Here is a 16,264-nt window from a genome sequence, read left to right on the forward strand (position 1 = left end):
TTTTGCTAGATCAATCGTTCCTCCCGTTGACAAATGGATACTTCTCTGCTATTTTATTAGCAATCAATGAAACGCGATGACAAAGAAAGTAAAGTAATGTTAGACGCCAAAGAGAGTTCCTGCTTGGTGAAAAGGAATGCGTATCTGTTACTTGAAAATGGCTTTTGAGCGGATTTCCCGAATATTTAAGGAAATACGGATGTCTACCGTTAACAAGGCACAGTTTCCAAAAGATGATTTTTTTGGGTACTGATCGAGGTAAAGTCTGTGAGGATTTTATAACCAAAGGTGGTAACGCATATCTATGCCCTTAGCAATTTTTTGCTAGGGCATTTTTTTGTACCCACTTTTGAATCGACTATCGATACTAATAAAGTCCATCCACTACTTGACCTTGGATACTATCGAAAGGAAGTGAATTTTCGGAAAATTTCGAATCATCCAACAAAATTTTGACATGATGTGGTCAAAAATTGGAAATGCGTATTCATAAATAAACAATTGGGGGAAAATAGAATGAATAAAAAATTTACAGTAAAGCATATTGTAGCTATCGGTATCGGAGCAGCTGTCTTCTTTATCTTAAAACGTTTCGTCACCATTCCAACAGGTGTTCCAAATACGGATATCGCGACCGCTTACCCTTTTCTAGCGCTGCTAGGCGTAGTTTACGGGCCAGTCGTTGCAGGATTAGCTGGTTTTATTGGCCATGCACTGGGTGATTTAACTACTTATGGTGCTTGGTGGTCATGGATCATTGCATCTGGGATTTTAGGTGTGTTTTTTGGTTTACTGACCAAACGTATCCCAATTGAAGAAGGCATATTTGGTAAAAAAGAAATCACGCTCTTCCTCGTGGGTGAAACGATTGCCAATTTAGTGACATGGGTGATTATTGCGCCTGTGGGAGATATTTTGATTTATGCAGAGGCCCCAAGTAAAGTCTTCACGCAAGGAATCGTTGCTGGAATCACAAATGCTATTGTGACAGGGATTATCGGCATTATTTTATTGAAAGCTTATGCACAGACAAAAGTCAAAAAAGGAAGTTTGAACAAAGAAGCTTAGAACGTGAGGAACTAAAATGATTGAGTTTCGTAATTTTACATTTCAATATGACAGCCAAGCTGAAGCAACATTAAAAAATATCGATTTGATTATCCATCCTGGGGAAAAAATTTTGATCATAGGAGCTAGCGGCTCAGGAAAATCAACTTTGGGAAAATGTTTGAATGGCATCATCCCACAAAATGAAAAAGGAAGTTTTACTGGTCAATTAACGATCAATGGTAAAAATTTCAGTGAATCTTCTATCTATGATCTTTCATTAGAAGTAGGCACCGTTTTACAAGATACTGACAGCCAATTTGTCGGATTAACAGTAGCTGAAGATATCGCTTTTTCTCTTGAAAATGAGATGATCGAACAAAAAGAAATGCAAGAAGCAGTCAATTTCTGGGCAAAAAAGACGAATTTACTGGCCCAATTAGACAAACGTCCGCAAGATCTATCTGGCGGACAAAAGCAGCGGGTAGCAATGGCTGGTGTTTTGATCGATGAAACACCTATTCTCTTGTTTGATGAACCATTAGCTAATCTTGATCCACAGACAGGCTATGAAGCAATCCAGATGATTGACCGTCTCTATCAATCGCAACAATTTACGACGATCATTATTGAACATCGTTTGGAGGAAGTGTTAGCTGCACCAGTCGATCGCGTCATCTTGATTGATGAGGGAAAGATCATTGCGGATATAGCTCCTACTGAATTGCTGAAAAGTGATTTATTGTCGAAGTGCGGAATTCGTGAACCCTTATACATCACAGCATTAAAACGTTCTGGACTCTCATTGACAGAATTCCCAGATTTAACACAAGTCGATCAGCTGGTTTCCCCAGAGATTGCTGATGCTTTAGCAAAACAACAAGGGACTTTTTGTTCTCCTTCTAAAAAGAAAACGCCGCTATTGACATTGAAAGATGCATCCTTCCACTTCGGTAAGGAACCAATCATCAAAGGAATCGATTTAACTCTTCATCAAGGAGAGATGGTTAGTTTAGTCGGACATAATGGAGCAGGAAAATCCACATTGTCCAATCTCATCACCGGTTTCCAACCTTTCCAACAAGGAGAACTATTGTGGAAAGACCAATCAATCATATCTGAAAGCATCAAAGAGCGCGCAGACAAAATTGGCTATGTACTGCAAAACAGTAACCAAATGCTTTCTAAAAACATAGTTTTTGAAGAAGTTGCTTTGGCTTTAGAAAATCGCGGTGAAGATCCGATAAACATCCAAGAAAAAGTCTTGGAAACTTTGAAAGTATGCGGATTGTATGAATTTCGTAACTGGCCGATTTCAGCGCTGAGCTATGGACAAAAACGACGGGTAGCAGTTGCATCTATATTGGTACTCGAACCAGAATTGCTGATTCTTGATGAACCGACAGCTGGACAAGATTACTATCACTACACTAAAATGATGAAATTTTTGAAAAAATTGAATCAGCAAGGCCTCACGATTTTGATGATCACTCATGATATGCACTTGATGCTGGAATATACAGAACGGACGATTGTTTTGAAAGAAGGACAAATTATTGCAGATGAAATACCTTCGAAGGTACTATCTTCAACCGATTTAGTTACCTCGGCAAGCTTGCGGAAAACTAGTTTGTATCATTTGGCAAAAAGTAATCAGCTGACAGATGCTAGCGGATTCGTTTCGGCTTTTATTCAGCATAAGGGGGACCCTTATGACAGAGAATAATCTCATCGGTTATGTACCGAAAAAAACAATCATCCATCAACTCAGCGGTTTTACCAAACTTTTTTGTTTTCTATTACTTTCGATTATTGGGATGGTCTCTTATGACACACGATTTTTGCTTTGCCTTGCTGTGTTTTCGGTTCTCATTTTTCGGATAGCCAGAATTAGTTATTCTGAGATCTCTTTTGTATTGAAGTTCATTGCTTTTTTCTCCATTTTGAATTTATTGACTGTTTATTTATTTGCCCCAGAATACGGAGTAGCTATCTATGGTACTCGCCATGTCATCTTTGATGGAATCGGTAGATATACGCTCACTCAAGAACAGGTTTTTTATGAATTCAATTTACTGATTAAATATTTCGTTACCATTCCTCCAGGTTTGATTTTTATTTTAACGACGAATCCAAGTGAATTAGCTTCTAGTATCCATCGAATCGGTGGCTCTTATAAAATTGCTTATTCCTTTTCTTTAGCGCTACGCTACATTCCAGATATCCAAGAGGATTTTCGAACGATTTCCAAAGCCCAGCAAGCACGAGGAAATGAACTCTCTGGTAAAGCCTCTCTCATGAAACGGGTACGAGGAAATTTGACGATTGCGATCCCATTGATTTTTTCTAGTTTAGAACGTATTGAGACGATTTCTTCTGCCATGGAACTTCGGCGTTTTGGAAAGAAAAAAGGACGGACATGGCTGTCGGCAAAACCATTGCAACGGAATGATTATCTTGCACTATTTCTCGTTGTCCTCTTTTGTTCAATAGGGATTTTATTAGTGATCCTAAATGACGGACGATTCTATAATCCATTTCATTAAATAGAGGTTGTGGAGAAGCTGTTCTGCATCAAGTAATAAGTCCAGCCAAACAAAAACAGCGTTTCAGGTTTTTGAATTGGCTGGACTTATTACCGCAGGTGCAAGCTTTTGAACACCGTTATTCGGAAGAAGGAACTGTAACAAGACTTTTGTTACAGTCCCTTTGTATTTAGTTTTTCAACTTCAAATAAATAGATAGAATTATTATAGATATAAAGGCAGTTTTTTAATATCTACTTATTCATAACTAGACAACAAGGTTAAAATCTCTAGTGGATGATTGGATTGCATCAACTGTGCCATTTGTTCTGGCTGCTTTTCTAAATAGTGAATAACAGAAAAAATTTTTTTGAACTCTGCATGTTTCAAATCCTTTCTCTTTATTGCTAACAGCAGTACGATACGTATCTTTTCCCCATGCCATAGGACTGGTTCTTTCATTGTAGCAATAGAAATCATCGAATGTTTTACATACAGCGGATTACCGTGAGGAATCGTTACAAATGGTGCCACTCTAGTACTGGCGTGACGGTCTCGTTCCAAGACAGAATCGACGAATTCCGGCTCCACATAATGATGTTCTACTAAGACATTCCCCATAAAATTTAAAATATCTACTGGGTCAGTCCATTCAAGCTGAGGAAAGATCAAAAATGGATGAGTAAAGCTTGCTAGATCAAACGTTTTTTTCTTCTTGATAGGTACATGTTCCAGCATATATTTTGTCAAATAGGCCAGATCAGTTTCTGTGATCATTGGTGAAATCTCGATTACTGGAATATTTTCATATTTAAACGGTAATGTAGTCAAAATAAAATCAACAGGTGGAAAATCTTCCCTCTCTAGTTCTGGCTTATATTCAATTAAATCTATAATCGTTAATTCCGGAAGTTCTCTGTTCAGCCGTGCTTCAAGAAAAGTAGCCATAGCTTTTGAATATTCACTAACTAAAACGGTTTGGTATCTTTTACTTTTCTGATGTTTGTGTCGCTCGATCGCCGCTTGGAAATGGATCGTTAAATAAGCTGTCTCATCTTGCGGAACATAAAAATTTTCTTTCTCAAAATAATCTTCTAGAATCAACTGTAAAACTAAAAAAAGTTGTGTGTACGTACTAAACACACTTTTCGTCAATGGATTAGAAATCTGCAAGCCATAATGGAGTCGAAAATAGGTCGAAGATAAATGAGACCTTAAGTTTTGTTTCAGTAACTGATCTTCTTTCAATGAATAACCTAAAAACTGCTCCACTTGTACAATCAAATGATCAGCAAGTGTACTAGATTCCTTTTGAAATCGTGTGGCTGCTTGTGAGTTTGTAAAAAGATTGGCGATACGCAAAGCCAGATAATTGATTTCATCAGGAGAAAATTCAATTGGGTAAATAGTAGCTAATTTTGCTAAGATCTGACTACTTAACTGCTGTGCTTGGGTATGCTCAACGACTTCATTTTCGTCTTTACTTAATTTCACTTTCTGGTACTGTTTCATTCGCTCAAGCATAAAATAGATATGAATCTCCACACTAGCCAGTCCTCCTGGCTGTTCTAGATGATTTTCATAGAAAACTTCTTTTAATGTATGTTGGATGACTTTTAATGTATCTTTGGCAAAAAACTCTTTCAACGAAGGACTTTGCGGATCTTCTTTCTGCATATTGCGTAGCGTCTTAACAAGCAGCTGTCTTTTTTCTTGTTCATCGCCTTTAAGAAAAGTGCCAAGTTTTGTTTTGGATACTAGCTGTAAATGATGGTACTCAAAAAAGCTTTTCAGCTCTGTCAATTCTTTACGAATCGTACGTTTTCCAACATATAGTTTTTCTGAAAGCTCTTCAAGACTAAATCCGTCTTTTGCTACTAGCAGATGGAAAATCAATAATTGACGAAGCTGGTTTTTATCCATTTCTGTTTGTGCCTCTTCATTAAGCGCTCGTTTCAATTGTTCCTTTTCGTGAGGCAGACCATTCAACAAGATCCCTGTACCCTTTTTTCTTTCAATCATCAAAGGCAGCTGTTTGTCTCTGAACCAAGTTTCAATGACATTCAAATCGCTATGAACCGTTCTTTCCGACACATGGTAATGCTCTGCTAGCTTTTTTATTGTGATATAATTATTCGTTTCAATTAATTGGTAAATCAAAGATTGCTGACGCTGATTCATAATAAGCAGAAACTCCCTTCCAAATAAAAAATCGATCATGATAACACATCTATTATGTCTCATCACGGTCGATTTTTCATCTTATGTTATTACATTTCACTTAATAATTGGTGAACCGCTGCTTTATCTGGCGCATCCATCAATGCTTGACGGAAATCATCATCCATCAGTTTACGTGAAAGACGTTGCAGTATTTTCAAGTGCATATCTCCTTGGCTGTTTTCAGGTACAGCAATCATAAAGATCATATGTGCAAGTTTTCCATCTAAAGAATGCCACTCTACTCCATCTTGACTTCTGGCAAAAGCCACTGTTGGTTTACGAACATAAGCTGATTTTCCGTGTGGAATAGCGATGCCCATGCCGATTCCCGTCGTACTTTCCTTTTCTCTATCATAGATGACTTCTTTAAACCCGTTTTTATCTGTGATCGCCGCTGTTTTTTCTAAACGTTGGACTAAATCTTCGATTACTCCGTCTTTTGTTGTTGCTGTTTCTCCTAGAACGATGGCTTCATCTGACATAATATCCGTAATAGAATCAAAAGTTTCAGGTTTTGTATAAACACCGCTTGTTTCAGATTCTGATAAATCCGCTACCGCTACCCCATTTGCTGCAGCAACTGCAGTATGTTGTAATGTTGGTTTCAAAATTCTTAACATTAACACGGTGACAGCAATACCTGCAACCACTGCTACAAAAAACATAGCTACATGATCGACTGCTCCTAAAACTGCTACGATTGGACCGCCATGAGCGACATGATCTGTCACTCCTGAAAGCATTGCGATGACACTTCCTGTCATCGCTCCGACTACAATGCTTGGAATCACTCGTAATGGATCTGTTGAAGCAAACGGAATCGCACCTTCTGTGATCCCGAACAGCCCCATTGCTAAGGATGCCTTACCAGCTTCTCGTTCTGTTTTTGTGAATTTGGTTTTCAAAATCAGTGATGCCAACCCTAATGCTAACGGAGGAATACAGATAGCTACAGCAATTGGACCCATGATGGAATAATTTCCTTCTGCAATCAAGCCAGATCCGAACAGAAAGGCTACTTTATTGAACGGTCCACCCATATCAAAAGCAATCATTGCTCCTAAGATCATAGCTAAAACAATTTCACTTCCTCCTTGCATCCCTGCTAAAAAGTGAGTCAACGAACTAAATAAAAGAGCTACTGGTTCTCCAATAACGTAGATAAACACAAAACCAACTGCCAATGATCCTAAAATTGGGATAACAATGATTGGCATAATCGATTGTAAAGCTTTCGGTACTCGTACTTTCTTGATTCCTAAAGCAATGAAACCTGCTAAAAATCCAGTGATGATTCCGCCTAAGAACCCCGCATTCGCATCACTACCATATAATGCGCCATTTGCTGCTAACATCCCACCAACAAATCCAGGAACAAGTCCTGGACGATCTGCAATGCTTTGCGCAATAAATGCAGACAAGATTGGAACCATCAACCCCATAGCAATACTTCCGATACTATTCATCGTTGCCCAAATCGTTCCTTCTGGTATCTTGATTCCTTCAGGTGTCGCTGTTCCACCCAATGTTAATGAAATCGCGATCAATAATCCTCCTGTAACTACGAATGGCACCATATATGAAACACCATTCATCAAACTCTTATAGATTTTCTTACCTAAATTTTCTGATTCACTTTTATTTTCGGCAGAAATAGTGGTCTCTGTACTTTTATAGATTGGCGCTTTTCCTGCTAAAATCTCTCCTACCAATTCATCTGCATGATGAATTCCTTCTTGCACGCCTACGGTTATCAATGGTTTGCCGCCAAATCGTGATTTATCTATTTTAGTGTCCGCTGCGATGATTACACCAGCTGCTTCTTCGATATCTTTTGCAGTCAATTCATTTTCGATACCGATAGAACCATGTGTTTCGACTTTTACCTCGGCACCAACTGCTTTCCCCGCTTTCTCTAAGTTTTCTGCTGCCATGTATGTATGGGCAATGCCAACTGGACAGGATGTAATTGCAATAATTTTTTTCATTTTCCTACCGCCTTTCTTTCTACACTTACAGTATATAAAAACGGTTTCTTTTTATTAAGCACAAAATGATTCCGTAATAACTGAAATTCTTGGAATAAATAAAAACTTTGACAAGAAAACGATTCTTTTGCTTGGAAAAATAAAAGTGCATTTCTTTTGTGAAAAAAAATCACTACGTTATAAACTGATCATATCAAACATAAAGGAGGTTATTTATGAAAAAGAATCGTTTGTTATTGATTATGTTGGTTGGTGGGTTATTCAGTGGATTAATAGGCGGAGGAGTTGCGGATGCTCTTACAGGTACTAGTAATTTAAATATTCGGCCTCGTTCCATCATAGGAACAGATGAACGCATTCAAACCACGGATACAAAAGCTGCTCCTTACAATAGTATGGTTTTCGTAGCAGCAGACGGCAATGCGGGTAGCGGCGCAGTTATTGGAAAGAATACCGTATTGACCGCTGCACATGTTGTAAAGAAGATACTTGAAAATACGAATAAGGACAGTATTTATGTCATTCCTGGAAGAAATGGAGCTAAACTTCCGTACGGTAAATTCAAAATCAAGTCTGTGCATATTCCTCAGAGTTATATTGATCATGCTGGTGTTGATACAGACATAGCAGTAATCACTGTAGATAGTTTGAACAGTAAGAGCATCGGTGAAGTAGTTCCAGTATTGCCTCTTAAGCTATCTAATTCTATTGAAAACGGTGTTAGTTTAACTACTACTGGCTTTCCTGGTGATAAAACATGGGGAACGATGTGGACAGCACAAGGAAAAGTAACAGGACAAACGAATACTAGAGTCTATTATGATATGGACACAAAGGGCGGACAATCCGGTTCCCCAGTCTATAATGAAAAAAATGAGATTATCGCTGTCCATACAACCGGCGGTAGTAAAAATAATTTTGGTACAAAAATAAATGATGAATATTATCAATTTGTTTTAGATCATTTATCATAAAAATATGCTATTTATAATCGAAACAACAAAACTATCAGGCTCTTAACTTCTAAAGGAAAAAAGAGCCTGATAGTTTCTTTTGTTTAGAAAATTTTTTCTCGATACTCACAGTCTACTAGGCTAAAGACATCTCTCATGATGGTTCTTTGTTTTCTTCCATTCTTTTAAATACGTACCTCCGATTTTCACATTGATTTAATGATTTAAAAAATTTTTGGATACGATAACTTATTTTTTTAATTTGCTCGCTAATAAGGTGAACAACTTGTTGTTTTTACTATTATACAATAACATCGTAATGAAAATTGGCAGTTGCGTAATGAAAATTGTTATTAGATTTCCAGTGATTGAAAACAACAACGTAATTTGTAAAAACAAGAAGAAATGATTTACAAGTATTTTTTTTAATTCAATATGCATGTTTACAAAGCGTTTGGTATCTTTTACTCGGATAATCCAAACCACTAAAAAGCTCATCGCGGAACTGATACTTGCACCAGTAAGAGATAATACTGGAATTAGTAAAAAGTTTAGTATGAGATTTACAATGGCGCCAATAACTGTGGTATTAAATATCCCTTTTGTTTGCTTTGAAGCAATATAATATTGCCCAAAAAAACCAGAAAAACTAGAATAAAGGACACTGAATAATAAGAAAGGAACGTATCTCCACGCAGATAAAAAGTTGCTAGAAGTTAATAAAGACATCATCGGTTTTAAGCATAGAAGAATTCCACTAACACCAATAAATAAAATTTGTGCATATACCGAAAAGGTCGAAGAATAGAAAGAGTCTTTATCTTTACTCTCATACTCTTCAATAACAGAAATCTGCCAAGCTTGAAAAAATATCGTATTTACAATGCCAATTAACATAGGGATTTTATTTGCTATTGCAAAAATACCATTCGCTTTTCGTCCTAAAAAATATAAAATAAAATAACGGTTTGCAGCATTATTGATCCATAATGCTACAGAATTAGGAATCAAAGGAATACTATACTCTAGCATCTCTCTTATAAAAGCTTTATCTATTAAAGAGAAGGAAAACTCAGATTTAATATTTAATGAAAAAAATAACCAAGAATTAGCAAATGCTAAAGCGAGCACGGTTGAAAGTAAGTACCCCTCTACGCCAAACTTAAAAACGTACATGAATAAGATATTCAAACTGGCTGTTAAAAAAGAAAGAAGAATACCATTTTTGGCATATGTTTCTGTATGGTTCATTGATTTAGCATATTGAGAAAATAAACTTTGAATAATTTGACCAATTAAAATTAAAACAATGTAAAATCCGTAATTAATATGAAAGAGGTACATTAAGGGCAAACATATTAGTAATACCATACTACTCACAAAAGTGACCCCTAGGGCATTGGAAATAACCTTTTTGGAATCATACTTTTCTTCCATATTAAATCTTAATACAGCATCAAAAATACTCAACGAAACGATTGGTATCAGTAAAGAAACAGTCGTTGTAATTAAATCTGCTATACCATAACCACTTTCACTTAGCCTGGCCGTATAAAATGGTAACATGATAAATGTTATTAATTTACTTCCTAAATTTCCTATAGTGAAAATAATAGAATTATTTATTAATCGTTTATTTTTATCAGATATCATTGGATTTTTGTTAACACACTTTCTATAGAAACTCTACGAGATTTAGATGTCTTTACAGCTTGAGGAATATTTTCCACCGCAATAAACATGATTATTTTTTTCTCTCTAGAAATAATCTTTTTCAATATTTTTAACCTCTTTTTTCATATTATGTTAATATCTCACGTAAAAAAGAAAGACTCTGTTCTTTGCGATCAACTAACTTCTTTTCAATATTTTCCCAATGAATGCGACAATCAATGTTTTCCACGTTTTTAACAAATTCTAATGGAATCTCTAAATCTTTAAACAATGATTCTGTTCGATTGTTCACACTTCCATCTAACGCTTCTAATTCAACAACAAATTTTTTTTGATAAATTATACTAAACACAGAACCATGAAACGAATTTGTAAAGACATAGGAGGCTTCTCGAAAAAGTGAGACAAATTGACAAGGTGATTGGTACTTCATACTTATAACCCCCTTATTCTGTTTTCTATTAGTAATTTGTATTACTTTTAATCCTTTTTGTTTGCCTAACTCTAAAGCTTCTTCAATCAGTTTCTTTGGCTGTTTTACAGTATAAATTAAAATATAAGGTTCACTGATACTTATCTTTTCTTCTGCAAAGTTATTCCATTGGTCTTTTGATAATAATAAAGTGGGATCAACATAAGCTTTAGCAGGGATAGAGTATAATCTATTTAATTTTTCAGCTGTATCTTTCTCCCGTACTGCTACGTTTTCAAAATCCATCAAATAATCTTTTATTGATTTATTTTTTTCGATTTCTAGATTTCCCATACTAGCTGCATACGAATTTTTTTTTGTATCTACTAAAGGAAACGGTAAAAAATATGAAAGATCACCCTCAGTTATTGCAGTATTCCATATTTGATCACTTCCGCATAGAATATTGCTATATTGCGTACATAAATCTTTTAGTTCGGCTTGTGTATATACTTGTTCTTTTGATAAATTTAAATACTTCAATCGATATTGCTCAAATAAATGATTATGCTTTTTTTCATTAGAAGAATATAAGAGGATTCGAAGCAATGATTTTAGATAGCCATTTTTAATTCGGTACGGACTATAATTTTTCTTAATAAAGTCAGCTCTGTAATCGATGATTTCAATATCTGGATCGAACTGAGAAGCAGCCTTTTGTAAAGCATAAGCTTGTAAAAAGGCTCCATAATTCGGTGCCTCATGAAACGTTAAGATGGCATTTTTTTTCTTCATTTGTAGCACTTCCATTTCATTTTTAAAATGTAAAGTTTAATCTTTGTTTTTGGGGATAGATTAACCATTACTTTTTTTTCTACTATTTCTCTTAGTTCAGTTCGTTCATTTATTAATGAAACAAGGTCTTTATTAAAGTATTTGTATATAATATTGATCAGATAAGAATAATAGATACTCTCATCTAGATTTTTTTTAGAAGCTAATTTCTTTAATTTTACGCATACTTCGTAGTCTTCCTTAAATTTTTTATTTGATTGATCGTTTTGAAGAGATCCTTTTCTTCCTACTGTGTATTCATACAATATTTCGTCACTAATAGAGACTTTCTGAACATGATTGAACAACTCCAGATTAAATAAAGCATCTTCTGAAGAAGAAACAGGTGGAAAATATAATCCTTTTTCTTTTAAAAATTGTCTTCGATATAGTTTATTCCAAGGCGAAAGCAAATTATTTTCATAAAAATGATTATTAATAAAAGAAAAAAATGTATCATTATCTTCTAGAAAAATTTTATTTTTATATCCTCCTTGATACACTATTTTTCCTTTTGTACTTTTAGCATAATAACCAAATATAAGCATATCGGCTCCATCTGTTTTTATTTGCCGCAGAACTTTTTCTAATAAAAAAGGATCTATTTTATCATCCGCGTCAAAAAAATAGATATATTCCCCTACTGCTTTTTTTATGCCTAAATTTCTTGCATTAGCAGCTCCTCTATTTTTTGTAGTATATATGGAGTAATTTGTTAGATTATTTATCCTAGTTTCAATTTGATCTTTTGTACGATCTGTAGATCCGTCGTTTATAAAAATTACTTCAAAATTCTGATAGGTTTGTTCTTGCAAATTATTAACAACGGAGGCGATATAGTCTTCCACGTTATAACAAGGAATTATTATAGAGGTTTCAATTTTGCTCAATGTATCGGTTTCTCCTTTAATTCTGAGTATTGATAGAATAACTGTTACAAAAAATTCTTTTTAAATATCAAAGTGAAATTACTGAATATTTAAGCATCAATGGTTTTTAACGTTTATTTTAACGTTTAAATAAAGCCTTGGGATTGTGACAAAAGTCTTGTCACAGTTCCTTTTTTCGAATAAACGGTGTTCCAAAAGTAGCTTCTTCGGAAATAAGCCGAAATTTCACAAAAATTTGAGAAGTAATTTTCGTAAATTCCTTCTTATTTCTTGAAGCTGACCACTTCTGTCACAACCTCAAGCTTACTTTTTTCACTAATTACTACGATTTTCTACTAATACCAAGCAATCTCCGTAGTTCTTCTGATTATTGAATAGATCCATACACTTTTTGAATAAATGATGGCTCGCTAATTTTAAAATTTGTACATTTTTTTACAACTAGGTACTTGATAACCTTGTTCTTCTAATGTGTGATTTTTGATAACGTATCTATAGACACCACAGGCGATTATGACCACATGTTCTTCAAAAGCGGCGACTACTCCCGTTCGGATTTCGCCATCAACCGTTTCTGCTGTAACTTGATCCCCAATCGATAGTATATCTTTGTCTTTTACACACATAGTAATCTCTCCTTTTACAGAATCATTTTTTCTATACTCTGATGGTAATTAAGCTAACCTTGTATCAAAAAATGCTCTTATTTAAAAAAATCTCATAAAACTATGTTGTTCCTTTATTAAGTTGTTCCTTAATCAAAGTTTGTATGCTTTTTAACTCATTTGGTAAAATACGCTGATAAGATATCCCGTCCTGCACAAATTCTTCTCCTTTTACCTGTTTTGATTCTATTTTAGTAAAGGCACTCCGATATCCCTTGATTAGTGTCTCAATATTTTCAGTAGAAATATCTGTTTTTACATTGTTATCTAAACTGTCCATGATTTTTTGATAATGAACGATTCCTTTTATGCTAATGACTTTTTTTAGTATTGCTGTGACGACTTGACGTTGTCGATCTTGCCGGCCATAATCTCCTTGTGGGTCGTCGTAGCGCATTCGAGTATATTTCAATGCTTCTTGCCCATCTAAATACTGAATACCAATTGGAAATTTTTCTCCTCCATATGTAAATGTAAAAGGATTGTTTACCTTGACTCCACCTACTGTATCGACAAGAGATTCAATTCCCTTCATATTAATAGCTAGATAGTAATCGATTGGAATATCTAAGAGATTTTCAACTGTGTGAATAATCATTGGGATACCGCCAAATGCATAAGCATGGTTGAGTTTATCTTGTGTATTATGTCCAACGATATCAACGTAACTATCCCTAGGTAAACTTACCAATACAGTCTTTTTCTTCATTGGATTGACAGTGGCCACAATAATTGTATCGGAACGTCCTTGATCTGTACGCCCTAAAGCCCCTGTATCAATACCTAAAAGCAAGACACTGAAGGGCTCTTTTTGATTTAATTTGACTTGGCTTGAAGCTACTGTTTCTGGGATTGGCTCATAGATTTTCTCATTGGTTCTTTTTATATCGTGGACTATCATCACACCAATAGCCATGATTATGAACAATAAAACCAGTACTATACTCAAAAACGCATGAAAAATATTTTTTTGATGTTGCTTTGTATGGGAAAGATTCTTTCTCTGGTGTTTTTTCATGTATTCACCTCATTATTTTGTTTAGCTTTTATAGAGTCGCTAAACAAATTTACATTAAAGCTTCTGTTTCAGAATATTGATAATTCGATCACTAGCATTTCCATCCCCATACGGATTTATTGCCTTAGCCATTTTTTGATAAGCAGTTGGATCGTCTAATAAGATCGTTATTTCCTGATAAACTTTTTCTTTTTTTGTTCCAATCAATTTTAATGTACCAGCTTTTACTCCTTCAGGTCGTTCAGTCGTATCTCGTAATACTAATACTGGAACACCTAATGAAGGAGCTTCTTCTTGTACGCCTCCAGAATCCGTCAGAATCAAGTAACAACGTTTAGCAAAATTATGAAAATCAAATATATCTAATGGTTCGATCAGTTGGATGTTTTCTATTCTTCCCAACTCCTTTTCTGCCAATTGACGCACAGCAGGATTTTTATGCATAGGAAAGATGATTTCGATATCTTTTCTTTCTCGTGCTAGTAGAGAAATGGCTTGAAACACTTCTAACATTGGCTTTCCTAAATTTTCTCTGCGATGCATGGTTACCAATATCTTCTTTTTTCCATTGTCATTAGATAGGTTAGGATGGAAATAATCTTCACTAATCGTATACTTCATAGCATCGATTGCTGTATTTCCGGTAATAAAAATTTGTTCTTTCGGATGATTTTCTTTCATTAAATTAATCGCACTTTCTGGAGTTGGTGCAAAACAAAAATCGGACAATGCGTCTACTAATTGTCGATTCATTTCTTCTGGGAAAGGAGAAAATTTCAACCCTGTGCGCAATCCAGATTCAACATGTCCAAGAGTAATTTTTTGATAATAAGCAGATAAAGCTCCTGCCAAAGTTGTGGATGTATCTCCATGGACTAGAACTATATCTGGCATTTCTGCTTTTAGTAGTGGATCAAGTTTCTGCATTATACTGACAGTTATATCGCTTAATGTCTGCTTTGACTTCATGATGTCCAAATCATAATCCGGTGTGATTTTAAAATAAGCTAATACTTGATCAAGCATTGCTCTGTGCTGTCCAGTTACAACTATTTTTGACTCAAAATACGAGTTACTTTCCAAAGCTTTTATGACGGGCGCCATTTTAATTGCCTCTGGTCGTGTACCAAAAATAGACAATACTTTTTTAGGCATATATCAACTATCTCCTTTTTATAATGAAACCTTGAAGGAAAAAAATATTTCCTTCAAGGCATTCAGTAAACAAGATTCAAAATGGAATAGGAAACCTTGTTTTTTTCAATGATTTTATATTTCACGAACGATCAATGAAAAATGCTATTATTTTAGTTTCCATGTTTTAAGAACTTTATCTGACGGTTTATATTGTAACTCGGTTGCTTTTTCTCCCGGCTCAATCAAATAGTATAATTTATCTTTTGAAGTTTCATCTGGCTTCAATGCTTCGCCAAAAGCTTCCATTTCTTCTGTTACTTCATAAACTTTGTCCTTTTTATCTGTCTTCAATTGAAAGTCAATTGCCCCTATTCCATTATCTTGTGTACCTATATTTTTAGCTTCAATTTGGAAAACAACTAGCTGCTTATCCTTTCCTTCTTTACTTGCCGCTTCACTAGCAGCCACATTTGTGATTTTCATTTCTATTCCATCAGCTGTAAATGGAGTATTCAGTTCGTCCTTTAATGTAACTTCACTCACTTCACCAGTAGTAGTGTCTTTACTTTTATCTGTTGCTTTCTTTCCCGCGAAGCTACACCCAGCTAGAAGGACACAGGCTGAAACAATTGCAATAATGCTCAATAATATATTTTTCATCATCAATCTCCGTTCGTTAGTTTACTTTAATTTCAATTGTTTTTTCGTCTAATTTTTTACCGTTTTTAGCGTATGCTGTCAATTTTGCATGATCTCCTTTGTGGATGTATCCTCCAACATAGTATTCGAATGAACCATCTATAAAGATACCACCTGTATTAATAAAAGTATCATTTACTCTAAGTTCAGCTCTTGTAACATCACCCGTGTAAGTTCCTGTGACAAAAATATTACCCGG

At 35.0% G+C, this 16,264-nt stretch carries 15 protein-coding genes and 1 other annotated feature; of the genes, 4 read left to right on the forward strand and 11 right to left on the reverse strand.

Going from position 1 to position 16,264, the window contains the following annotated elements:
- Nucleotides 1–67 precede the first annotated feature (67 nt).
- Nucleotides 68–315 (forward strand) — a binding site (T-box leader).
- 201 nt (nucleotides 316–516) lie between these two features.
- Genes AB3I00_RS11880 through AB3I00_RS11890 form a run of 3 tightly spaced genes read left to right on the forward strand, consistent with a single transcriptional unit; the run spans nucleotide 517 to nucleotide 3,593 of the window.
- Nucleotides 517–1,068 (forward strand): ECF-type riboflavin transporter substrate-binding protein, encoded by a 552-nt coding sequence (locus tag AB3I00_RS11880; protein WP_002315249.1) that lies wholly within the window; start codon nucleotides 517–519, stop codon nucleotides 1,066–1,068.
- A gap of 16 nt (nucleotides 1,069–1,084) precedes the next feature.
- Complete coding sequence (locus AB3I00_RS11885) at nucleotides 1,085–2,773, forward strand: ABC transporter ATP-binding protein (protein WP_368025272.1); 1,689 nt, start codon at nucleotides 1,085–1,087, stop codon at nucleotides 2,771–2,773.
- Nucleotides 2,760–3,593 (forward strand): energy-coupling factor transporter transmembrane protein EcfT, encoded by an 834-nt coding sequence (locus tag AB3I00_RS11890; protein WP_368025274.1) that lies wholly within the window; start codon nucleotides 2,760–2,762, stop codon nucleotides 3,591–3,593. Before AB3I00_RS11885 ends, AB3I00_RS11890 begins: the two co-directional genes overlap by 14 nt.
- A gap of 237 nt (nucleotides 3,594–3,830) precedes the next feature.
- On the opposite strand, the gene AB3I00_RS11895 is transcribed toward AB3I00_RS11890, so the two are convergent.
- A complete protein-coding gene (locus tag AB3I00_RS11895) occupies nucleotides 3,831–5,753 on the reverse strand; it encodes a transcription antiterminator (RefSeq protein ID WP_368025286.1) in 1,923 nt (640 codons plus the stop codon).
- An 89-nt stretch (nucleotides 5,754–5,842) separates the two neighbouring features.
- Nucleotides 5,843–7,783 (reverse strand): fructose-specific PTS transporter subunit EIIC, encoded by a 1,941-nt coding sequence (locus AB3I00_RS11900; RefSeq protein WP_368025275.1) that lies wholly within the window; start codon nucleotides 7,781–7,783, stop codon nucleotides 5,843–5,845.
- Nucleotides 7,784–7,998: 215 nt separating this feature from the next.
- Here AB3I00_RS11900 and AB3I00_RS11905 point away from each other — a divergent pair, with 215 nt between their 5' ends.
- Nucleotides 7,999–8,757 (forward strand): serine protease, encoded by a 759-nt coding sequence (locus AB3I00_RS11905; protein ID WP_368025277.1) that lies wholly within the window; start codon nucleotides 7,999–8,001, stop codon nucleotides 8,755–8,757.
- Between the two features lie 228 nt (nucleotides 8,758–8,985).
- Here AB3I00_RS11905 and AB3I00_RS11910 read toward each other — a convergent pair whose 3' ends face one another.
- From AB3I00_RS11910 to AB3I00_RS11950, 9 genes are all read right to left on the reverse strand, one after another.
- Entirely contained in the window at nucleotides 8,986–10,389 is a 1,404-nt protein-coding gene (locus AB3I00_RS11910) for a lipopolysaccharide biosynthesis protein (protein ID WP_174132030.1), read from the reverse strand.
- Nucleotides 10,386–10,514, reverse strand: coding sequence for a hypothetical protein (locus tag AB3I00_RS11915; protein WP_368025278.1), 129 nt, complete (start codon nucleotides 10,512–10,514; stop codon nucleotides 10,386–10,388). Before AB3I00_RS11915 ends, AB3I00_RS11910 begins: the two co-directional genes overlap by 4 nt.
- 23 nt (nucleotides 10,515–10,537) lie before the next feature.
- A complete protein-coding gene (locus tag AB3I00_RS11920) occupies nucleotides 10,538–11,617 on the reverse strand; it encodes a polysaccharide pyruvyl transferase family protein (RefSeq protein WP_368025280.1) in 1,080 nt (359 codons plus the stop codon).
- Nucleotides 11,614–12,546 (reverse strand): glycosyltransferase family 2 protein, encoded by a 933-nt coding sequence (locus tag AB3I00_RS11925; RefSeq protein WP_368025281.1) that lies wholly within the window; start codon nucleotides 12,544–12,546, stop codon nucleotides 11,614–11,616. The genes AB3I00_RS11920 and AB3I00_RS11925 overlap by 4 nt, the downstream gene beginning before the upstream one ends.
- Before the next feature lie 416 nt (nucleotides 12,547–12,962).
- Nucleotides 12,963–13,172 carry a hypothetical protein gene (locus tag AB3I00_RS11930; protein ID WP_047927347.1) on the reverse strand — a complete coding sequence of 70 codons (210 nt, stop codon included), beginning with the start codon at nucleotides 13,170–13,172 and terminating at the stop codon, nucleotides 12,963–12,965.
- A gap of 100 nt (nucleotides 13,173–13,272) precedes the next feature.
- Nucleotides 13,273–14,229: an LCP family protein gene (locus AB3I00_RS11935; RefSeq protein WP_368025283.1), complete on the reverse strand. Its 957-nt coding sequence runs from the start codon at nucleotides 14,227–14,229 to the stop codon at nucleotides 13,273–13,275.
- Nucleotides 14,230–14,283: 54 nt separating this feature from the next.
- Entirely contained in the window at nucleotides 14,284–15,384 is a 1,101-nt protein-coding gene (wecB, locus tag AB3I00_RS11940) for a non-hydrolyzing UDP-N-acetylglucosamine 2-epimerase (RefSeq protein ID WP_104764576.1), read from the reverse strand.
- 147 nt (nucleotides 15,385–15,531) lie between these two features.
- Nucleotides 15,532–16,026, reverse strand: a complete 495-nt coding sequence (locus AB3I00_RS11945) for a DUF4352 domain-containing protein (protein ID WP_047927350.1) — start codon at nucleotides 16,024–16,026, stop codon at nucleotides 15,532–15,534.
- Nucleotides 16,027–16,042: 16 nt separating this feature from the next.
- The coding region (locus AB3I00_RS11950; protein WP_277892728.1) for an immunoglobulin-like domain-containing protein at nucleotides 16,043–16,264 on the reverse strand (222 nt) is incomplete at its 5' end.

This window comes from Enterococcus sp. C76 (assembly GCF_040886985.1).
GTDB lineage: Bacteria > Bacillota > Bacilli > Lactobacillales > Enterococcaceae > Enterococcus_B > Enterococcus_B lactis.

Bases quoted from the DNA above. Each gene is read 5' to 3' on its own strand.
- AB3I00_RS11930 (WP_047927347.1), bottom strand. From the start codon at position 13,172: ATGTGTGTAAAAGACAAAGATATACTATCGATTGGGGATCAAGTTACA.
- AB3I00_RS11920 (WP_368025280.1), bottom strand. From the start codon at position 11,617: ATGAAGAAAAAAAATGCCATCTTAACGTTTCATGAGGCACCGAATTAT.
- AB3I00_RS11905 (WP_368025277.1), top strand. From the start codon at position 7,999: ATGAAAAAGAATCGTTTGTTATTGATTATGTTGGTTGGTGGGTTATTC.
- wecB (WP_104764576.1), bottom strand. From the start codon at position 15,384: ATGCCTAAAAAAGTATTGTCTATTTTTGGTACACGACCAGAGGCAATT.
- AB3I00_RS11910 (WP_174132030.1), bottom strand. From the start codon at position 10,389: ATGATATCTGATAAAAATAAACGATTAATAAATAATTCTATTATTTTC.
- AB3I00_RS11885 (WP_368025272.1), top strand. From the start codon at position 1,085: ATGATTGAGTTTCGTAATTTTACATTTCAATATGACAGCCAAGCTGAA.
- AB3I00_RS11890 (WP_368025274.1), top strand. From the start codon at position 2,760: ATGACAGAGAATAATCTCATCGGTTATGTACCGAAAAAAACAATCATC.
- AB3I00_RS11900 (WP_368025275.1), bottom strand. From the start codon at position 7,783: ATGAAAAAAATTATTGCAATTACATCCTGTCCAGTTGGCATTGCCCAT.
- AB3I00_RS11880 (WP_002315249.1), top strand. From the start codon at position 517: ATGAATAAAAAATTTACAGTAAAGCATATTGTAGCTATCGGTATCGGA.
- AB3I00_RS11945 (WP_047927350.1), bottom strand. From the start codon at position 16,026: ATGAAAAATATATTATTGAGCATTATTGCAATTGTTTCAGCCTGTGTC.
- AB3I00_RS11935 (WP_368025283.1), bottom strand. From the start codon at position 14,229: ATGAAAAAACACCAGAGAAAGAATCTTTCCCATACAAAGCAACATCAA.
- AB3I00_RS11895 (WP_368025286.1), bottom strand. From the start codon at position 5,753: ATGAATCAGCGTCAGCAATCTTTGATTTACCAATTAATTGAAACGAAT.